This is a genomic window from Telluria sp. GW821-FHT07G12 (assembly GCF_059418525.1).
On the sequence record NZ_JBWKQA010000006.1, the window covers coordinates 151322 to 171312 of the forward strand.

The following is a 19991-nucleotide window of genomic DNA, read 5'->3' on the forward strand; positions in this document are numbered from 1 at the left end:
TGCTTGAAATCGAGATGCGTTCATGGCCGATTGGTCGCGGTCACTGCCGAGGTCAAAGCGCCGGGGATCAGCAGGCTCAGGTTGCGGTTCCAGTTGGCCAGCGGCGACGCGGCCACGTAGACGATGTCCTTCGGCTGCAGTTCGAAGGACTCGGCCATCGCCAGCGAGCCTGCGACGCGGGCGTCGAGCTGGAACACGCGGGTACGGTCGGGCGTCTTGCGCACCACGTAGACCTGGCGCGCATCGCCGCTCAGGGGGCTGATGCCGCCGCTCTCGCCCAGCGCCTCGTTCAGGGTCAGCCGGCCGTCGTGCATGGTCAGGGCCTTGGGCGTCAGCACTTCGCCGGAGACGAAGACCTTGCTCTCGTCACGCGAATGCACGCGCACGACGTCGCCGGGGGCCAGCATCACCAGGCCCGGGTTGATCCCCTTCTGGACCAGGTCGCGCAGGCTCAGGAGATAGCGCTGCTGGCCGCGTTCGAGCACGATGCGGCTCTGGTCGGCGCTGGGCAGCAGGCCGCCGGAACGGTTGATCGCCTCGACCAGGGTCATGGGGATGTCGTTGATGGCCTGCAGGCCGGGCGACTTGACCTCGCCGTCGATGTACACGCGCTTGCTGCGGTAGGACTGCACGCGCAGTGTGACGTTGGGGTTGGCCAGGTATTTCGCCAGCTTCGCCGTCAGCAGCGCGCGCGCCTGCTCCTCGGTCTTGCCGTCGACGCTGACCATGCCGATGAGGGGAAACTGGATGCGTCCCTGGTGGTCGACCACGAAGCCCGGCGGCGCGGTGTTGGCACCGCTTGGATCGGGCGCGAGCGAACCGGTGTTCAGCGCATTGCCGGCCAGCTCGGGGTGGTCCCACACCACGATGGACAGCACGTCGCCGCTGCCGATGGCATACGGCGGCGGATCCGGCACCAGCAGCTTTTCCAGGTCGACATTGGCCTGTTGCCGGTACTGCTGGCGCTCGGCGGCGATCAGCTTTTCGGTGATCATTTCCGTGGGCGGCGCGGGTTCGTCCGTACCGGCCCCATCCTGCGAACGGAAATGGATGGCGGATGTGCAGCCAGCAAGTACGGATACAAAGGCTGCTGCCAGCACGGCGGCGTAGGCGCGTGCCAGAAATTGCGTATTGGAAGCGTTCATGTGTTGCCCGTCGAAATGTGCTGCCAGCCTCTGGCGATCAGAGTCAGGGTAAGCCCCCTACCCGGAACGGCTTTGGCGCACGTCAAACGGCAGGCTCAGGTCAGCAGTGAGCGCCCCGTAGCTTGCCCAGGGGAACTCAGCGCACTTCTTCGACCAGGCGCAGGACCTCGGTAAAGGTCCAGATACGGCGCAATTCGATCACGTCGTAGTTGGCGGCCACGTTGGCCGGGAAGGCCGAGTAACGCGCATTCAGGCTGACGATCCGGCGCACGACCTCGTCGATGTCCGGGCGCCCGCTGGAACGCAGGATGGTCACGTCATCGACGCTGCCGTCGCTGCGGATGGCGATGCTGACCACGGGGTCGGTATGCACCGCCCCGCTGGACAGCTGGATCTGGCTCACGATGGCGTTGCGCTCGATCTTCTGGCGCACGCTGTCGAGGTACAGGCGCAGCGGCACGTCACGGCGCGCGGCATCGGCCAGCGCGCGCCGGACCGACTGCCGGGCCTGCTCGGCGGCGCGCATCGCCGGCGGCACGGCCTTGGCGACGTCGATGCCGCGCAGAAGCTCGCGTGCGCGCGAACCGAAATCCTTGCCGGGCAGGCCGCGCGAGCCCGTGCCTGCGCCCTGCCCGCTGCCCAGCTCGGGGCCGGCACCGGCGCCCGTACCCGCAGGGTGATCGGCACGCGCCAGACTGCCGCCGGCATCCGCGGCCGGTAGCCCGGCAGCAGCTTCCTGGCGGGCCAGGCGCTGCGCGGCTTCGGCCTCCGCCGCCTGCCGGCGCGCCAGCTCCTCGGCCTGCTGGCGTGCGGCTGCCTGCTGGGCGCGTTCTTCGGCCTGGCGCTGCTCCGCAAGCTGCCGGGCACGCTGCTGTTCGGCGAGTTGCTGGCGTGCCTGCTCTTCGGCCCGGCGCTGCTCGGCCAGCTGCCGGGCACGCTGCTGTTCCTCCAACTGCTGGGCGCGCTGCTGCTCGGCCAGCTGCTGGCGCGCCTGTTCCTCGATGCGGCGCTGCTCGGCCAGCTGCTGACGGGCAAGCTCTACCAAGCGGCGCTGCTCAGCCGACTGCTGCACACGCTGTTGCTCGGCCAGCTGCTGACGTGCCAATTCTTCCGCGTGGCGCTGCTCGGCCAGCTGCTGGCGGGTGAGCTCTTCCACACGGCGCTGTTCCGCCGCCTGCTGCACACGCTGCCGCTCGGCCAGCTGCTGACGGGCAAGGTCTTCCGAACGGCTTTGTTCTGCCAACTGCTGGCGCGCGGTCTCTTCCGCGCGACGCTGCTCGGCCAGTTGTTGAGCCCGCTGCTGCTCGGCAAGCTGCTGACGGGCTAGCTCTTCCGAACGGCGCTGCTCGGCCAATTGCTGGGCACGCTGCTGTTCGACCAACTGCTGCCGCGCCAGTTCCTCAGTTCGCCGCTGTTCGGCCAAAGCCTGCTCCGCCATTTGTTGGCGCGCAAGCTCTTCAGTGCGTTGCCGCTCGGCCAGCCGCTTCGCTTCCTCGTCCGCACGCTGCTGCGCGAGCACGCGTTCGGCCTCCTCGTCTTCCGCCTGGCGGGCAAGCTGCGGCGCGGGATCGGCCTTGTCTTCAGTCGCCTCGGCGATCTCCGCCATGACGGGCAGTTCAGGCTGCGGCAGCACGAAGCTGGGATCCTCGCTGAGCTGGCGCGCGATCACCTCGGTGTGCAAAGTCTGTTTCGGCGGCTGGGTGCGCGGACGGGAACGCCGCCGCAGGACGCGGCGCGCCGGCGGCGCGGGTTTGGGCGCTGGCGGCGCCGGCAAGGCCGGAACCGGATCGCGCAGGGTAAAGCCGCGGTGCGGGGCCGGTGCAGGCGGCGCGGATGCGGCCTCGGCCGGGGCAGGCAGCGCCGGCACGGGCGGCGGAACCGTTACGCTCGGCAAAGGCGGCGCCGGCGTGGCGGCAGCTGGCGGTGGGGGAACAGGCACAGCCGCCGCGGGAACAGCCGGCACGGGCGGCACATGCGCGGGCGGCGCCAGCACCACCCGCAAGGGCCCGCCCGCCCCCGCCCGCAGCCCGGGAATACCGAACTGCATCGACAAGAGCAGCGCATGCAGCAACAGCGAGACCAGCAGCCCCCAGGCAAGCCGGCGGTTTGGAGGCGCGAGCGTGGCGGGCGCGCGCGGACCGGCGGTCGGAATCGCGATGAGCGTGGACATGCTGAGGACGGTAGCGGCGGGAAATATTGTCTAAGTATTACATAGCTTATCACTCGGCAGTAATGACGCGCGCACGGTTCGGAACGGCAAATCGGAAGCCGGCTACAATGAAAACGACGCGTTCAGGATGAAAGGGGGGTGAATGTCTCCGGGATTTATCTTTGCCACGGGTATCGAAAACAGCAATCCGACCATCGAACATGGGCGCGTCCGCATGGACGAACTGGAAAAATGCGGCCACTACAAGCACTGGAAGACCGACTTCGACCTTGTGGAGGAACTCGGCCTGAAGGTGCTGCGCTACGGTCCGCCCCTGCACAGGACCTGGCTCGGCCCCAAGCGCTACGACTGGGAGTTTGCCGACCTGACCTTCAACGATCTGCGCCAGCGCAATATCGCGTCCATAGTCGACCTATGCCACTTCGGCGTGCCTGACTGGATCGGCAATTTCCAGAATCCGGACTTCCCCGAACTGTTCGCGGACTACGCCGGCACCTTCGCACGGCGCTACCCCTGGCTGCAGCTGTACACGCCGATCAACGAGATGTCGATCTGCGCCCTGTTCTCGGCCCTCTACGGCTGGTGGAACGAGCAGATGACGACCGACCAGGCCTTCGTCACCGCGATGAAGCACCTGGTCAAGGCGAATATCCTGGCCATGCACGCGATCCTGCAGGTGCGTCCGGACGCCCTCTTCATCCAGAGCGAGTCGACCGAATACTTTCACGCCGAAAGCCCGGCAGCCATCGGCCCCGCCGAACTCTACAATGCGCGGCGCTTCCTCTCCCTCGACCTCAACTACGGCCGGCGTGTCGACTCCGAAATGTACGAGTACATGCTGGACAACGGCATGACGCGCGACGAGTACCACTTCTTCCTGAATAATAATCTGAAGCACCACTGCATCATGGGCAACGATTATTACCAGACCAACGAGCACTACGTCTCGGCCGACGGCCTGACGCGCTCGGCAGGCGAGATCTTCGGCTACGCGGTCATCACCCACCAGTACTACAACCGCTACCGGCTGCCGGTGATGCACACCGAGACCAATCTGTGCCAGGGCCCGCGCGGCGACGAGGCGGTGCAATGGCTGCGCAAGGAATGGGCCAACGTGCTACGCGTGCGCAACAACGGCGTGCCGCTGGTCGGCTTCACCTGGTATTCGCTTACCGACCAGGTCGACTGGGACACCGCCCTGCGCGAGAACAACGGCAACGTCAACGAACTGGGCCTGTTCGACCTGGACCGCAAGATCCGCCCGGTCGGCATCGCCTACAAGGAACTGGTGCGCGACTGGATGGAAGTCTTGCCGACCCAGAGCGTATGCCTGCAGGTGCCGATCGTGATGCCCCACGAATTCCAGCGCGAAGTCCCGCCCTACACCGGCTGGCCCTTCGACGAAGACGCTACCGTGGCGCCGCGCCCTCAGGTGAACGCCACGCCGGCGCCGCACAGCGAAAAGGACGCCACGCTCGCGCCGCGTACCGAAGAACAGGAGTGATCAGCGTTTTCTTGGCGAGAAGGTATAGGTCTCGCCATGCGCGAGATAGCTCACCTGCTCGTCCAGCCCGGCCGCCTTCACTTCGCGCGCGAAATCGGCCAGCGGCGACTTGAACACGTCGTAATCGTTGTAGTGGATGGGAATCGCATGCTGCGGGCGGATGATCTGCAGCAACTGCACGCCGTCCTTGCCGTCCATCGTGACCTTGAACACGCCGAGGATGCGGGTGCCGCCCAGGTGCAGCAGGGCCAGGTCGATGCCGGGGAAGCGCTGCGGGATGTTCTTCAGGTCGTCGTAGACAAGCGTGTCGCCGCTGATGTACATGCGGTAGGTCGGCGCCGCCTTGTTCGGACCGAAATCCAGCATCGAGCCCATCACGCTGGGCAGCAGCGCCTGCATGCCGGCCTTGCCGTGGCGCCCCGGCACGGCGGTAAGGCGCAGGCGCGACTCGCCCTTCTCGACCTCGACCTGGTCCCATTTCCCCAGCCCGATGCCGCGCGTGAAGCCCAGCTTCTCGAGCGCGGCCGCGGCCTCCTTGGTGGTGACGATGGGCGTGTCCTTCGGCAGCTTTTCCTGCACCAGCTTGTCGAAGTGGTCTTCGTGCATGTGCGACAGCACCACGAAGTCAATCGGCGGCAGTTTATCCAGTTCGATCGCCGGATTGGTCAGGCGCTCGGCGGTGATGCCATAACCCAGGTGGACGTGGTCGCCCTTGTGCAGGAAGTTCGGGTCAGTGAGGATGGTGAAGCCCTGGTAGCGGATCAGGACGGTGGCGGTGCCGATGAACTGGACGGTGCCGTTTGCTTCCGAGGCAGGCGCGGAAGTAGCCGGCAGCTTGAGCGCGAAGACTTCGCCGTTCGGCGTTGACGTGGCGCGCTGCTGGGCCTGCGCTGGGACGGCGAGCGACATGGCCAGGGCCCCCAGCATGGCAGCGGCGGACCAGGACATTCGGCCAAACGGCATGTTCTTCCTCCAAATCCGATGATGTTGTCGGAATTGACACTAACATGCCTGCCCCAGTGACGGCGTTCGCTAGCAGAGAGAAATTCAACGTCGAGATCTCTGCGAAAATTCAGCATATGTATTGGCAGAAGCTATGCTGAAGAAGAAAGGAAAGGTCGACCAATTTAAATCGATCGGTTGCGCTTCGCGTAGGCCTTTCAAGGACCGTTATTAAATTATGAAAGCGCGATGTAGAGCAAAACTCGCCCGTGAAATCGCATCACTGAAACAGGCTCGACACCGACCCTTTACATCGATAGTTAATTTTTCGTCGTATCGATTGGGGGCCAATTGAACAAGTTGGCAGTTCCAAGTAATTTATTTTAACTGTTTTGAAACGACCGAAAATATTTACCCAGTAAAATCCTCAAAGAACATAAGCTCGCCAGTCAAGACGCCAACATACACCTTTAAAGGAAGAATTTTCGATATCGCATATTTTACAGATGCGCGATGAAGCAGAAAACAGACAATAGCAGAACCACATAAAAATGTGAAATCAAGCCACGCCCAACTCAATTCGACACCATTTTTATACCCCAAAAATATAATCAAGATATTTGCATACGCGGCCATACTTACGATTGATGCTATCATTTCTATCGAAATTCTTTTAGCTTTGTATTTTTTTAGTCGGTTATCAACCTCAGACTTAAAAGAAGTTTGTATTACTTGTTTTTGAGGATCGGTCAAACCAGCGACTCTAACGACCGCTGCTCTCTGCCACACAGCAAGCGATGCGCCCAGATTTGCACTATTAAGTGATCGATTCAAAGCTAGCCGCAGAGTAAATGTATTGAATAAGGCCAGGCCAAACGATATACATATTGACAATAAGCCAACAGTCCAAAACTTCCCCTCATCCGGCCCCAACGAGGACTTAAGTCCGTAGGACACCAGTGCGTCAATCACTGACCAAGATTTCCCCTCGACAATTCTGTCGGCAACGAGAGCCATAAGGACGATAAAGAACGCCTGACTTAAGGGAACTATCGCCAGAACCTCATCAATGTACTGCTCTTTTAGCTTGTCAAGCTTACCGTCTTCAGCCATAAATTTTCAGAAACTGAATATCCCCACCGGCAGGATCAAACGACTCGAATTCGATAATCGGGGAGGCTACGATCCTGATCGGATCGTCTTGATTTAGAAAAGGCACTAAAATCGAAAAGTCGTCCTTGTCTTCGATGAATAGTGTCACTGTCTTCTTATTGGACTCGTTAATAAATTTACCTCTAAAACTTTTCAGTTGACCGGCACCGCGATCGAGCTCTCTCACGTAACCGCTGTATATCACCGGGTCGCCAAGTTGACGGCCGCTAATCACCCGCTTAAATCTCTTTGCTGTTTCACTATCAAACTCGTAAGTGTAGGAGCGCTCATGACGTGAAGGTTTTAACACTAAACGAACCAACCCATCAGGCTCCCGTGCAACAGGGTTTAACATTTGTCCGAATTCTTTGTTAATTGACTTATCACCATAAGTCCGAGTAATCAAGGGACTTGGATGGTTCTGCAGTTCTTCAAACGTTCGTAATTTCTTAAGCTCTTGAGCAGCATCTTTTCTAGAATCAATCTGGTGCCCAATACTATAAACTTGTTGATCACCTTCAGCTCGAGCTGATGCATAAGGATCGGTAATTGCTTCAATCATCCGCTTGACGATCAGCCGCCCTTGCTCTGACACAAAATCGATAATGTAGCTACCTTCGCGCGGCTCTCCGACGATAAATTCGACTAATTCGTAGTTATCGCGGCCCAATCTCTGATGCTTCCGCACGTTTCCATGCATCACATCAAGGCAAGCTCTGTCGGCGGCCGACTGTATTCCCGTCATGGTTTGTGCTAGGTCGCGCATAGTGACTTGGTGACCATTTCTGGTCATCGAGCCGTCGAAAGTGAGCTGAATGATCGCTGACATGCCGTGAGAATGTTTATAGAAATATCAATGACAATATCGAATTATTTCCATAATTGCAACCAAAATGTTGCAGCATATCTACTCGGTGAAAATTTTTACAACTTTTGTTAGTTCTGGAATGAATTGATCAGGCGCCAACTGATCGCGGAGCGATTTAAGTGTTACGTAACCTGAAAGATAGAACCGGAGTTTGGCCTGCCCAGCTGGGTTCGAACCAGCGACCCTCAGCTTAGAAGGCTGATGCTCTATCCAACTGAGCTATGGGCAGTGAGATGAATATCTCGAGGAAAAGAAAACGGGCCGTCGAGGACAGCCCGCATTCGAAACGGTGGTCGGAGTACAAGGATTCGAACCTTGGACCCCCTGCTCCCAAAGCAGGTGCGCTACCGGGCTGCGCTACACTCCGATGGAAAGATCATACCCCGGCGGCCCGCAAGCGTCAATGAACGCCCGCCCGCCGGCGTAGCGGCATCAAACCTCGAAACGCGCAGCGATGCGCTTCGCCATGCTCTCGGCCAGCCCAGCTTCCTTGGCCTCGACCATGACGCGCACCAGCGGCTCGGTGCCCGAGGCGCGGATCAGCACGCGGCCGCGCTCGCCCAACTCGCGCTCCACGGCTTCCTTCTCGGCCACCACGGCTTCGTTCTTGGTCCAGTCGAAGCCCGGCTGCACGCGCAGGTTGATCAGGGTCTGCGGGAACAGCACCAGCTCCTTGCAGCACTCGGCCAGGCTCTGGTTGCCGCGCCTGAGGGCCGACAGCACCTGCAAGGCCGAGACGATACCGTCGCCGGTCGAGTGCTTGTCCAGGGCCAGCAGGTGGCCCGAGCCTTCGCCGCCGAACAGCCAGCCTTTCTCCTTCATCATTTCCAGCACGTAGCGGTCGCCGACCTTGGCGCGCGCGAAGCCCACGCCCATTTCCTTGAACGCGACTTCGAGGGCCATGTTGGTCATCAGGGTGCCGACCGCGCCGTCCACCTTGCCGGTGGCCATACGTGCGCGCACCATCACGTAGAGCAGCTCGTCGCCGTTGTACAGGCGGCCGGTGGCGTCGCACATGATCAGGCGGTCGGCGTCGCCGTCCAGCGCGATGCCGAGATCGGCCTGGTGCTCGACAACGGCCTGGGCCATGGCCTTGGGCGCGGTGGCGCCGACGCCGTCGTTGATGTTGAAGCCGTCCGGCTTGGTGCCCAGCTCGATCACTTCGGCGCCCAGTTCGTGGAACACGTGCGGCGCGATGGCGTAGGCGGCGCCGTGGGCGCAGTCGACCACGATCTTCATGCCGCGTAGGTCCAGTTCGTTCGGGAAGGTGCTCTTGCAGAATTCGATGTAGCGGCCCTGGGCGTCGCGCAGGCGGGTCGCGCGGCCCAGCTTCTCGGACGAGACGCAGCCCATCGGCTGGTCGATCGCTTCCTCGATTTCGAGTTCGACCGCGTCCGGCAGCTTGGTGCCGTGCTCGGAGAAAAACTTGATGCCGTTGTCCTGGAAGGGATTGTGCGAGGCCGAAATCACGACGCCGGCCTGCAGGCGAAGCGCGCGGGTCAGGTAGGCGATTGCCGGGGTCGGCATCGGGCCGGCCAGCATGACGTCGACGCCTGCCGCCGAGAAGCCGGCTTCGAGCGAAGCTTCAAGCAGGTAGCCGGAGATGCGGGTGTCTTTACCGATCAGCACGGTTGGACGGCCGCTGGCGCCGGTGCTGCCCTTGGCCAGCACCTTGCCGGCGGCATAGCCGAGACGCATCACGAAATCGGGAGTGATGGGTGCTACGCCCACCAGGCCACGTACGCCGTCCGTACCAAAATATTTGCGTGCCATATCGTTCTCTTATGTTCAGTTGTTCTTCAAGCGCCGGAGGATGCGGCGTTCCACACCTTCAGTGCGTCCACCGTCTCCGCCACATCATGGACCCGCACGATGCGGGCGCCCTGTGCTACCGCAGCCAACGCGCCGCCGAGGCTGCCGGCCATGCGCTGGTCGACGGGCCGTCCGGTCAGTGCGCCTATCATCGACTTGCGCGACAGCCCCGCCAGTACCGGCAGGCCCAGTTCGCGCTGCATATGGTTGATACCGCGAAGCAATGCGACATTATGCTCGACAGTCTTGCCAAAGCCAAATCCCGGATCAATCGTGATGCGCTCGCGCGCAACACCGGCCGCCAGCAGGGCCTCGGCGCGCTCGCGCAGGAAGGCCGTCACCTCCTCCACCACGTCCTGGTAGACGGGCTGGGCCTGCATGTCCTGGGGCGTGCCCTGCATGTGCATGATGCACAGGCCGACGTCGCTGTCGGCCACCGCTTCGATCGCGCCGGGCGCGCGGAAGCCGTTGATGTCGTTGATCATGTCGGCGCCGGCGATGATCGCTTCGCGCATCACTTCCGGCTTGCAGGTGTCGATCGACAAGGCATGGCCGAGCTCACGCAGCGCGTAGATGACGGGCATGACCCGGGCCAGCTCTTCCTGCACCGGCACGCTGGGCGAGCCGGGACGGGTCGATTCGCCGCCGATGTCAATGATGTCGACGCCATCCTTGATCATCTGCTCGGCCCGCTCCATGGCGAACTCGAGGGCCTGGTAGCGGCCGCCGTCGGAGAAGGAATCGGGGGTGACGTTGAGGATGCCCATCACCAGCGGGCGCTGGGCAAGATTGAAGCCGAAACGGCCGCATTGTAAATACTGTCGCATGATAAAACGCCAACAAAAACGGAAAAAAAAGACACCCCGCAGGGTGTCTTTCAGGACGAACTTACAAACCGATCAGGCCGGTGCCGGGGCGTTGGTCGCCACGCCGCCGGAATCGCCGCCGCTCGACGGACGCTTGGTCAGCTGGACCGACTTCGGCGGGGTCGGCTCGCGGCCGGCCATGATGTCGTTGATCTGCTCGGCGTCGATGGTTTCCCACTCGAGCAGGGCCTTGGTCATCATTTCGACCTTGTCGCGGTTCTCTTCCAGCAGGCGGCGCGCCAGCGAGTACTGGCTGTCGAGGATGGCGCGGATCTCTGCGTCCACCTTCTGCTGGGTCGCCTCGGAGATGGTCTTGACCGAGCCGCCGAAGAAGCCTTCGTTCGGATCGTCTTCGTAGACCATCACGCCCATGCTCTCGGACATGCCGAAGCGGGTCACCATCGAACGCGCCAGCTTGGTTGCGCGGGCGAAGTCGTTCGAGGCGCCGGTCGACATCTGGCCGACGAAGATCTCCTCGGCGATACGGCCGCCGAACAGGATCGAGATTTCTTCCAGCATCTTGTCCTTGTAACCGGACAGGCTGTCGTGTTCCGGCAGCTGCCAGGTCAGGCCCAGCGCATAGCCGCGTGGCATGATCGTGACCTTGTGCACCGGATCGGCCTTCGGCAACAGCTTGGCGATCACCGCGTGGCCCGATTCGTGGTAAGCCGTGTTGCGGCGCTCTTCCTCGCGCATGACCATGGACTTGCGTTCCGGGCCCATGAAGATCTTGTCCTTGGCGTCTTCGAAGTCGCTCATCTCGACCAGGCGCTTGCTGCGGCGCGCGGCGAACAGGGCTGCTTCGTTGACCAGGTTGGCCAGGTCGGCGCCGGAGAAGCCCGGGGTGCCGCGGGCCAGGATGTCGGCCTTCACGTCGGTACCGATCGGCACTTTACGCATGTGCACGTTCAGGATCTGCTCGCGGCCGCGGATGTCCGGCAGGCCAACCATCACCTGGCGGTCGAAACGGCCCGGACGCAGCAGCGCCTTGTCCAGCACGTCGGCGCGGTTGGTGGCGGCGATCACGATCACACCCGAGGAGGCTTCGAAGCCGTCCATCTCGACCAGCAGCTGGTTCAGGGTCTGTTCGCGCTCGTCGTTGCCGCCGCCCATGCCGGCGCCACGGTGGCGGCCGACGGCATCGATCTCGTCGATGAAGATGATGCAGGGCGAATGCTTCTTCGCGTTCTCGAACATGTCGCGGACACGGGATGCACCCACGCCGACGAACATCTCGACGAAGTCGGAACCGGAGATCGAGAAGAACGGCACTTTCGCTTCGCCGGCAATGGCGCGCGCCAGCAGGGTCTTACCGGTACCCGGGGGGCCAACCATCAGCACGCCGCGCGGGATACGGCCGCCCAGCTTCTGGAACTTGGTCGGATCCTTCAGGAAGTCGACGATCTCGGCGACTTCTTCCTTGGCTTCGTCGCAGCCGGCGACGTCGGCGAAGGTGACGGTGTTATTGGTTTCGTCCATCATGCGCGCCTTCGACTTGCCGAACGAGAAAGCCCCGCCCTTGCCGCCGCCTTGCATCTGGCGCATGAAGAACACCCAGACCCCGATCAGCAGCAGCATCGGGAACCAGGAAATGAAGACTTGCTGCAGGAAGGAAGGCTCTTCCGGCGGTTTGACGTCGAAGCGCACGTTGTTGTCGCGCAGGTCCTTGATCAGGCCGCGGTCGAGCATGGTCGCGGTGGCGCGGACCTTGCTGTCGTCATTGCGGACCGCCGTGATGTTCGAACCTTCGATCACGACGTCCTTGATGCGTTTCGCCTGAACGTCATCGAGCAGCTCGGAATAAGCAATCGTCTTGCTGCCGCCCGCGACGCTGTGATTGTCGAACTGCTTGAACAGCATGAACAACAGCAGCGCGACCACCACCCAGATGGCGGATTTGGAAAACATATTATTCACGAAAACTCCTCTGATGCGGACGCATCTTTTCCCATTGTTTCAAACGCGGATTTTACCGCAATAAGCAGGCAGTGCCACGCACGGCCGCTCGTGAAGCTTTGTCCCGTCACTATAACGGTTTTTTATTTCCGACGCGCACGAATAAACATATCTACCCGGCGGGCATGGCCTGGCAACTTCACCAGGCACACCATCCATTGGGCGATGTGCGGTTATACCGCCGAATATCAAGGGTGAGACCGTGAATAAACCCATTTTTCGCTAGGAAGGATTCTTGAGACCCCGTCCCAGCAGGAAAATTTCCGAGGACTTGTCGCGGCTGGCCTTCGGCTTGATCTGTTTGACCACCTTGAATTCCTTGCGGAAGAGCTCGACGATTTGCGTAAACCCCATGTCCTTAAAGCATTTTACTAACAATGCGCCGGAGGGCTTGAGGTGAGCTTGAGAAAACTCAATAGCAATTTCAATCAAATGCTCCATGCGTGCCGCGTCGGCAGTCGGGATACCGGACAAATTCGGCGCCATGTCGGACAGCACCAGGTCGGCCTGGCGCTCGCCCAGGATCTCGGCCAGCTGGTCCAGCACGGCGTCTTCACGGAAGTCGCCCTGGATGAAGTGCATGTCGGCGATCGGCTCCATCGGCAGCAGATCGAGGCCGATCATGGTGCCCTTGATGCCGCCCTCCTCGCCGCCCGCCAGCTTGCGGCGGGTGTACTGGCCCCAGCTGCCCGGGGTGCAGCCGAGGTCGACGATCACCTGCCCCGGCTTGATCAGCTTCTCGGCCTCGTCGATCTCTTTCAGCTTGTAGGCTGCACGCGCACGGTAACCCTCTTTCTGTGCCAATTTGACATACGGGTCGTTAATGTGGTCGTGTATCCAGTTTTTATTGAATTTGTTCTTGGCCATTCGCGTAAAATACTGCTTTTATTAGGTACATCAAAAAAGAACCATTATGATCAAACTTACACCGGCCGAGCGCGCGGCCCTTCGTGCGGAAGCTCACGGGCTCAACCCCGTCGTCATGATCGGCGAAGCCGGCCTGACCAAATCCGTCATGAACGAAATCTCGTCCAGCCTCGACGCGCACGGCCTGATCAAGGTACGTGTGTTCGGCGACGACCGCGAAGCACGTATCGCCATCTACGAACAGATCTGCGAAGAACTGGAAGCGGCGCCGGTACAGCATATCGGCAAACTGCTTGTCCTGTATCGCCCGAAGAAGGAAGCCGTCAAGGAACGCTCGGTCAAGGCCGGCAAGGGCATGCGCGAAGTCACCATCGTCAAGCCGAGCCCGAGCGGCACCAAGAAGCCGAGCGTCACCAAGGTCCTACTGAAGGGGAACGAACGCGTGACCCAGGGCGGCAACATCAAGCGCGCCAAGACCCGCCAGGCCAGCACCAAGAAGACCGCGCTCAACAAGTAAAACAAACCGGGGTCTCCCCGGTTTTTTTACGCCGTAGGGTGGGCACCCCGTGCCCACGCGTGACATATGCGTTGTGTTGACTTTCCGCGTGGGCTCGGAGAGCCCACCCTACTTTGCTTTGACAACTAAAATCGCGCCGAGCACGCTCTCGACCAGGTAGAGCACCTGCGACACCCCATGCAGGGCCGCAAAGGTCCCCCACTGCGGCGACGCCCTCACCCCGGCCGGGCCGGCGGCTTCGCGGATCGCTGCCATCATCGGCTGCAGGCCCAGATAGACGGCCAGGCTGCAGGCCAGCATGCCTGCGATGAGCGCATACAGCCAGCGGCGGCGCTTGCGCTCCAGTTCATGAGAGCTCGCCGCCAGCACGGCCAGCAGCGGCGCACACGCCATCGACAGCCACGCCAGCCGGGTCAGCATCACGCCGACCACACTGCCGGCCTGGGTGCTGTCGAGCACCGCGAAGGCGCTCGGCGCGGCCAGGTAGCTGACCGCCCAGACGCTGCCCGCCCACAGGGCTGCCACCAGCAGGCGCAGGTTCGCCAGCACGCTCGCGCCCCGGCTCAGATGTAACGGACTTCGAGGATCTCGTATTCGCGCGGGCCGGACGGGGCCTGCACTTCGACCACGTCGCCAGCGTATTTACCGATCAGCGCACGTGCGATCGGCGAGGTGACGGACACCTTGTTCAACTTCAGGTCCGCCTCGTCGATGCCGACGATCTGGTAAGTCACTTTCTGGCCGCTTTCCAGGTCTTCGAGGTCGACGGTGGAGGCAAACACCACGCGGCCTTCGGCGTCGAGAGTGGCCGGGTCGATGACCTGGGCGGTCGACAACTTCGATTCCAGTTCCGCGATGCGGCCTTCGACGAAGGCCTGGCGCTCCTTGGCGGCGTCGTATTCGGCGTTTTCGGACAGGTCACCATGCGAACGCGCTTCGGCGATCGCATCGATCACGCTGCGGCGCTCCTTGGTCTTGAGCTGGTGCAGCTCATCCTTCAGGAGTTCGGCGCCGTGTTTGGTCAGTGGTGTATTCATGGTCGTCGCTATAGTCGCTATCTAAAAGTAAAACCACACAGCCCTCGCGGCGCGCCGCGCGAGCTGTGTGGTCCGTATTGCTTACTACTGTACTGCTTCTGACGCTTAGTTTAGTGTTTTATGCAGACCTTGTAAATCATAGACCCGCAACTCGTCCAGGTGGCGCATGCCCTGCACCGCCGCTTCGGCGCCGGCGATGGTCGTGTAGGTCACGACGCGCGCCTGCAGGGCCGAGGTACGGATGGTGCGCGAGTCGGTGATCGCGCTGCGCTTTTCCTCGACCGTGTTCACCACCATCGCGATCTCGTGGTTCTTGATCATGTCGACGATGTGCGGACGGCCTTCCAGCACCTTGTTGACCGGGGTGACCGGGATGCCGGCGGCGGAGATGACCGCCGCGGTGCCCTTGGTCGCCACCAGCGAGAAACCGAGCGAGACCAGGTCGCGCGCCACCGCCACGGTGCGCGGCTTGTCGGAACCCTTCACCGACAGGAACACGCGGCCCGAGGTCGGGAGGTTGACGCTGGCCGCCAGCTGCGACTTGACGAAGGCTTCGCCGAAGGTCATGCCGACGCCCATCACTTCGCCGGTCGACTTCATTTCCGGGCCGAGAATGGTGTCGACGCCCGGGAACTTCACGAACGGGAACACGGCTTCCTTGACGCTGTAGAACGGCGGGACGATCTCTTTCGTCACGCCCTGCTGGGCCAGGGTCTGGCCGACCATGCAGCGCGCCGCGATCTTGGCCAGCTGCAGGCCGGTCGCCTTCGACACGAAAGGCACGGTACGCGAAGCACGCGGATTCACTTCCAGCACATACACGGTGTCCTGGACCTTGCCGTCCACTTCCGCACGCTGGATCGCGAACTGCACGTTCATCAGGCCGACCACGTTCAGGGCCTTGGCCATCAGCGAGGTCTGGCGCTTCAGCTCATCGATGGTCTCCTGCGACAGCGAGTAAGGCGGCAGCGAGCAGGCCGAGTCGCCCGAGTGCACACCAGCCTGTTCGATGTGCTCCATCACGCCGCCGATGAAGGTGGTCTCGCCGTCCGAGATGCAGTCGACGTCGCATTCGATGGCGTCGTTCAGGAAGCGGTCCAGCAGCACCGGCGAATCGTTCGAGACCTTGACCGCTTCGCGCATGTAGCGCTCGAGGTCGCGCTGCTCGTGGACGATCTCCATCGCGCGGCCGCCCAGCACGTAGGACGGGCGCACCACCAGCGGGTAGCCGATCTCGGTGGCCAGGGCCAGCGCTTCCTCTTCGGTGCGCGCGGTGCGGTTCGGCGGCTGGCGCAGGCCCAGCTTCTGCAGCAGCTGCTGGAAGCGCTCGCGGTCTTCGGCGGCGTCGATCATGTCCGGCGAGGTGCCGATGATGGGCACGCCGTTGGCTTCCAGGTCCAGCGCCAGCTTCAGCGGGGTCTGGCCGCCGTACTGCACGATTACGCCTTCCGGCTTCTCGAGGTCGACGATCTCCAGCACGTCTTCCAGGGTCAGCGACTCGAAGTACAGGCGGTCCGAGGTATCGTAGTCGGTCGACACGGTTTCGGGATTGCAGTTGACCATGATGGTCTCGTAGCCGTCCTCGCGCATGGCGAGGGCCGCGTGCACGCAGCAGTAGTCGAACTCGATGCCCTGACCGATACGGTTCGGGCCACCGCCCAGCACCATGATCTTCTTCTTGTCGGTCGGCTCGGATTCGCACTCCTCGTCGTAGGTCGAGTACATGTAGGCGGTGTTGGTCGCGAACTCGCCGGCGCAGGTGTCGACGCGCTTGTAGACCGGGCGGATGCCCAGCGCATGGCGGCGCTCGCGCACGGCCGGCGGCGTGGTCTGCATCAGGAAGGCCAGGCGGCGGTCCGAGAAGCCCTTCTGCTTCAGCTTGTACAGGGTCGGCTTGTCCAGGCTTTCCAGCTTCTGGTGATCCAGCCACAGCTCGATGTCGACGATTTCCTTGATCTGGATGAGGAACCACGGATCGATCTTGGTCAGCGCGTGGACTTCTTCCAGCGTGAAGCCCTGGGCGAAGGCGTCGCCCACGTACCAGATGCGTTCCGGACCCGGCTCGCCCAGCTCTTCCTCGATCTTCTCGCGGTCACGCGTCTTTTCGTTCAGACCATCCACACCGACTTCCAGGCCGCGCAGGGCCTTCTGGAAGGATTCCTGGAAGGTGCGGCCGATCGCCATCACTTCGCCCACCGATTTCATCTGGGTGGTCAGGTGCTTGTCCGCGGCCGGGAATTTTTCGAAGGTGAAGCGCGGGATCTTGGTGACCACGTAATCGATCGAAGGCTCGAACGAGGCCGGGGTCGCGCCACCGGTGATGTCGTTGCGCAGCTCATCAAGAGTGAACCCAACAGCCAGCTTGGCCGCGATCTTGGCGATCGGGAAGCCGGTCGCCTTGGAGGCCAGCGCCGACGAACGCGACACGCGCGGGTTCATCTCGATGACGATCATGCGGCCGTCCGCCGGGTTGATCGAGAACTGCACGTTCGAGCCGCCGGTGTCGACGCCGATCTCGCGCAGCACGTTGATCGACGCGTTGCGCATGATCTGGTATTCCTTGTCGGTCAGCGTCTGCGCCGGCGCGACGGTGATCGAGTCGCCGGTGTGCACGCCCATCGGATCCAGGTTTTCGATCGAGCACACGATGATGCAGTTGTCCGCCTTGTCGCGCACCACTTCCATCTCGTATTCTTTCCAGCCCAGCAGCGATTCCTCGATCAGCAGTTCCGAGGTCGGCGAGGCTTCCAGGCCGCGCTTGCAGATCGCTTCGAATTCTTCTTCGTTGTAGGCGATGCCGCCGCCCGAGCCGCCCATGGTGAAGGACGGACGGATGATGACCGGGAAGCCCAGCTCGCGCTGCGCCGCGCGCGACTCGTCCATCGAGTGCGCGATGTAGGAACGGGCCGAACCCAGGCCGATCTTGGTCATCGCGTCCTTGAACTTGGCGCGGTCCTCGGCCTTGTCGATGGCTTCCGGCGAGGCGCCGATCAGCTCGACCTTGTACTTGTCCAGCACGCCGTTGCGGTGCAGGTCGAGCGCGCAGTTCAGCGCGGTCTGGCCGCCCATGGTCGGCAGGATCGCGTCCGGGCGCTCCTTCTCGATGATGCGCTCGACCGCCTTCCAGGTGATCGGCTCGATGTAGGTGACGTCGGCCGTTTCCGGGTCGGTCATGATGGTCGCCGGGTTCGAGTTGACCAGGATGACCTTGTAGCCTTCTTCGCGCAGGGCCTTGCAGGCCTGGGCGCCCGAGTAGTCGAATTCCACCGCCTGGCCGATCACGATCGGACCGGCGCCAATGATCAGGATGGATTTAATGTCGGAACGCTTTGGCATTTATTTTTTCTCCTGAACTTGCATGAGGCTGATGAAACGGTCGAACAGATACGCAACGTCGGTCGGGCCGGGCGAGGCTTCCGGGTGGCCCTGGAAGCAGAACGCCGGTTTGTCGGTGCGCTCGAAACCCTGCAGCGAGTTGTCGAACAGCGAGACGTGGGTCACGCGGCAGTTGGCGGGCAGGGTTTCCTGGTCCACCGCGAAGCCGTGGTTCTGGGAAGTGATCAGGACCTTGCGGGAATCGAGGTCCTGCACCGGGTGATTCGCGCCGTGGTGGCCGAACTTCATCTTGACGGTCTTCGCGCCCGAAGCCAGGGCCATGATCTGGTGGCCGAGGCAGATGCCGAAGGTCGGGATGCCGGCGTCGATCACCTGTCGGGTGGCTTCGATCGCGTAGTCGCAGGCGGCCGGGTCGCCTGGGCCATTGGCCAGGAAGATGCCGTCCGGGTTCAGGGCCAGCGCCTCGGCCGCGGTGGCTTGCGCCGGCAGCACGGTGATCCTGCAGCCGCGCTCGGCCAGCATGCGCAGGATGTTGCGCTTGACGCCGTAGTCGAAGGCGACCACGTGGAACTGCGGCTTGTCCTGCTTGCCGAAGCCCTGGCCGAGCTTCCACTCGGTCTCGGTGAATTCATACGGCACCTTGCTAGAGACGACCTTCGCCAGGTCCATGCCGTTCAGGCCCGGGAAGGAGCGCGCCAGTTCCAGCGCCTGCGCTTCCGACGGCTCCTGGCCCTGCTGGGCGGTCAGGATGGCGCCGTTCTGGGCGCCCTTCTCGCGCAGGATGCGGGTCAGCTTGCGCGTGTCGATGCCGGCGATGGCGACCACGTTTTCCTGCTTCAGGTAGTCCGACAGCGATTGGGTCGAGCGGAAGTTCGATGCCAGCAGCGGCAGGTCGCGGATGATGAGGCCGGCGGCATGCACCTTCGATGCCTCGACGTCGGCCGGGTTCACACCCTGGTTGCCGATGTGCGGGTAGGTCAGCGTGACGATCTGACGCGAATAGCTGGGGTCGGTAAGGATTTCCTGGTAGCCCGTGATCGCGGTGTTGAACACCACTTCACCGGTCGTGTGACCGATGGCTCCAATCGAATGTCCTTTGAAAATGGTTCCGTCTGCGAGGGCCAGGATGGCTGGGACGGCTGGGCCAGAAAAAAATGGCGGCAAGGGCAACTCTCCAATAAGGTTGCCGTAGCTTCGCCACGTCAGACTGACCTACGGGTACGCCGCGACGATGGATCTACCGTGGGCGCGAGGTCTACAGAATGATGATGTAAGTGGGTATGCGCTACGGCAGGTGAGTAAGTAGATAAACTTCCGAATTATAGCGCGATTTGACCCATTCGGCAATCGCCCATCGGCACACTCACCTGCCATTCTGCCGGGAAATTACAGGCCGAGCGCCGCGATGCCGGCCTTGGCGATCTGCGCATCCTCGGCCGATTTCACGCCGGAAACGCCAACCGCGCCCACGGTGTGGCCGTCGACCACGATCGGCACGCCGCCTTCCAGCATGCCGTCCAGCTCGGGCGCGCGCAGGAAGGAGTAGCGGCCATTGTTGATCATGTCTTCGTAGATCTTCGATTCGCGGCGGCCCAGCGCGGCGGTCTTGGCCTTGGCCGGCGCCAGCTGCGACGAGATCGGGGCGACGCCGTCCAGGCGCTGCAGCCACAGCAGGTGGCCGCCGTCGTCGACGATGGCGATCGCGACCTTCCACTGGTTGGCCATGGCTTCCGCTTCGGCAGCGGCGGCGATCTTCTTGACGTCTTCGAGGGTCAGTACGGGCTTGGTTTGCATCTTTTTTCCTTTTCCTTTGTGTTGT

Annotated in this window: 16 protein-coding genes and 2 tRNA genes; 2 read left to right on the top strand and 16 right to left on the bottom strand. The window is 62.1% G+C overall.

The window, feature by feature from the left end; all coding sequences use genetic code 11:
* Nucleotides 1-20: 20 nt before the first annotated feature.
* Complete coding sequence (locus tag AC07PE_RS21635) at nt 21-1145, bottom strand: polysaccharide biosynthesis/export family protein (RefSeq protein ID WP_498768314.1); 1125 nt, start codon at nt 1143-1145, stop codon at nt 21-23.
* 136 nt (nt 1146-1281) lie between these two features.
* On the bottom strand, nt 1282-3084 hold the full coding sequence (locus AC07PE_RS21640; protein WP_498768316.1) for a TonB C-terminal domain-containing protein: 1803 nt from the start codon (nt 3082-3084) through the stop codon (nt 1282-1284).
* Between the two features lie 373 nt (nt 3085-3457).
* Between AC07PE_RS21640 and AC07PE_RS21645 the strand changes: the two genes are divergently transcribed.
* The gene (locus AC07PE_RS21645) at nt 3458-4819 is read left to right on the top strand and encodes a family 1 glycosylhydrolase (RefSeq protein ID WP_498768318.1); all 1362 of its coding nucleotides are present in this window, start codon (nt 3458-3460) and stop codon (nt 4817-4819) included.
* Here the strand turns inward: AC07PE_RS21645 and AC07PE_RS21650 are convergent, their stop codons facing one another.
* From AC07PE_RS21650 to AC07PE_RS21690, 9 genes are all read right to left on the bottom strand, one after another.
* Nucleotides 4820-5782, bottom strand: a complete 963-nt coding sequence (locus AC07PE_RS21650) for an MBL fold metallo-hydrolase (RefSeq protein ID WP_498768320.1) — start codon at nt 5780-5782, stop codon at nt 4820-4822.
* Nucleotides 5783-6172: 390 nt separating this feature from the next.
* Complete coding sequence (locus tag AC07PE_RS21655) at nt 6173-6874, bottom strand: hypothetical protein (RefSeq protein WP_498768322.1); 702 nt, start codon at nt 6872-6874, stop codon at nt 6173-6175.
* Entirely contained in the window at nt 6867-7742 is an 876-nt protein-coding gene (locus AC07PE_RS21660) for a hypothetical protein (RefSeq protein ID WP_498768324.1), read from the bottom strand. Before AC07PE_RS21660 ends, AC07PE_RS21655 begins: the two co-directional genes overlap by 8 nt.
* A gap of 191 nt (nt 7743-7933) precedes the next feature.
* A tRNA-Arg gene (locus tag AC07PE_RS21665) sits at nt 7934-8010 on the bottom strand.
* Between the two features lie 61 nt (nt 8011-8071).
* Nucleotides 8072-8148 (bottom strand) — tRNA-Pro (locus tag AC07PE_RS21670).
* Nucleotides 8149-8213: 65 nt separating this feature from the next.
* Nucleotides 8214-9554: a phosphoglucosamine mutase gene (glmM, locus tag AC07PE_RS21675; RefSeq protein WP_498768326.1), complete on the bottom strand. Its 1341-nt coding sequence runs from the start codon at nt 9552-9554 to the stop codon at nt 8214-8216.
* Nucleotides 9555-9580: 26 nt separating this feature from the next.
* On the bottom strand, nt 9581-10420 hold the full coding sequence (folP, locus tag AC07PE_RS21680) for a dihydropteroate synthase (protein WP_498768328.1): 840 nt from the start codon (nt 10418-10420) through the stop codon (nt 9581-9583).
* Nucleotides 10421-10492: 72 nt separating this feature from the next.
* Entirely contained in the window at nt 10493-12376 is a 1884-nt protein-coding gene (gene ftsH, locus AC07PE_RS21685; protein ID WP_498768330.1) for an ATP-dependent zinc metalloprotease FtsH, read from the bottom strand.
* A gap of 261 nt (nt 12377-12637) precedes the next feature.
* On the bottom strand, nt 12638-13282 hold the full coding sequence (locus AC07PE_RS21690; protein WP_498768332.1) for an RlmE family RNA methyltransferase: 645 nt from the start codon (nt 13280-13282) through the stop codon (nt 12638-12640).
* A 46-nt stretch (nt 13283-13328) separates the two neighbouring features.
* Between AC07PE_RS21690 and yhbY the strand changes: the two genes are divergently transcribed.
* Nucleotides 13329-13799 (top strand): ribosome assembly RNA-binding protein YhbY, encoded by a 471-nt coding sequence (gene yhbY, locus AC07PE_RS21695; protein ID WP_498768334.1) that lies wholly within the window; start codon nt 13329-13331, stop codon nt 13797-13799.
* Nucleotides 13800-13907: 108 nt separating this feature from the next.
* Here yhbY and AC07PE_RS21700 read toward each other — a convergent pair whose 3' ends face one another.
* The 5 genes from AC07PE_RS21700 to AC07PE_RS21720 form a co-directional block, all read right to left on the bottom strand.
* On the bottom strand, nt 13908-14348 hold the full coding sequence (locus tag AC07PE_RS21700; RefSeq protein ID WP_498768336.1) for a DUF4149 domain-containing protein: 441 nt from the start codon (nt 14346-14348) through the stop codon (nt 13908-13910).
* Between the two features lie 14 nt (nt 14349-14362).
* Nucleotides 14363-14836 (bottom strand): transcription elongation factor GreA, encoded by a 474-nt coding sequence (greA, locus tag AC07PE_RS21705; RefSeq protein WP_498768338.1) that lies wholly within the window; start codon nt 14834-14836, stop codon nt 14363-14365.
* A gap of 105 nt (nt 14837-14941) precedes the next feature.
* The gene (carB, locus tag AC07PE_RS21710; RefSeq protein ID WP_498768341.1) at nt 14942-18172 is read right to left on the bottom strand and encodes a carbamoyl-phosphate synthase large subunit; all 3231 of its coding nucleotides are present in this window, start codon (nt 18170-18172) and stop codon (nt 14942-14944) included.
* Entirely contained in the window at nt 18173-19336 is a 1164-nt protein-coding gene (gene carA, locus AC07PE_RS21715) for a glutamine-hydrolyzing carbamoyl-phosphate synthase small subunit (protein WP_498768343.1), read from the bottom strand.
* Between the two features lie 222 nt (nt 19337-19558).
* The gene (locus AC07PE_RS21720) at nt 19559-19966 is read right to left on the bottom strand and encodes a GlcG/HbpS family heme-binding protein (protein WP_498768345.1); all 408 of its coding nucleotides are present in this window, start codon (nt 19964-19966) and stop codon (nt 19559-19561) included.
* Nucleotides 19967-19991: the final 25 nt, after the last annotated feature.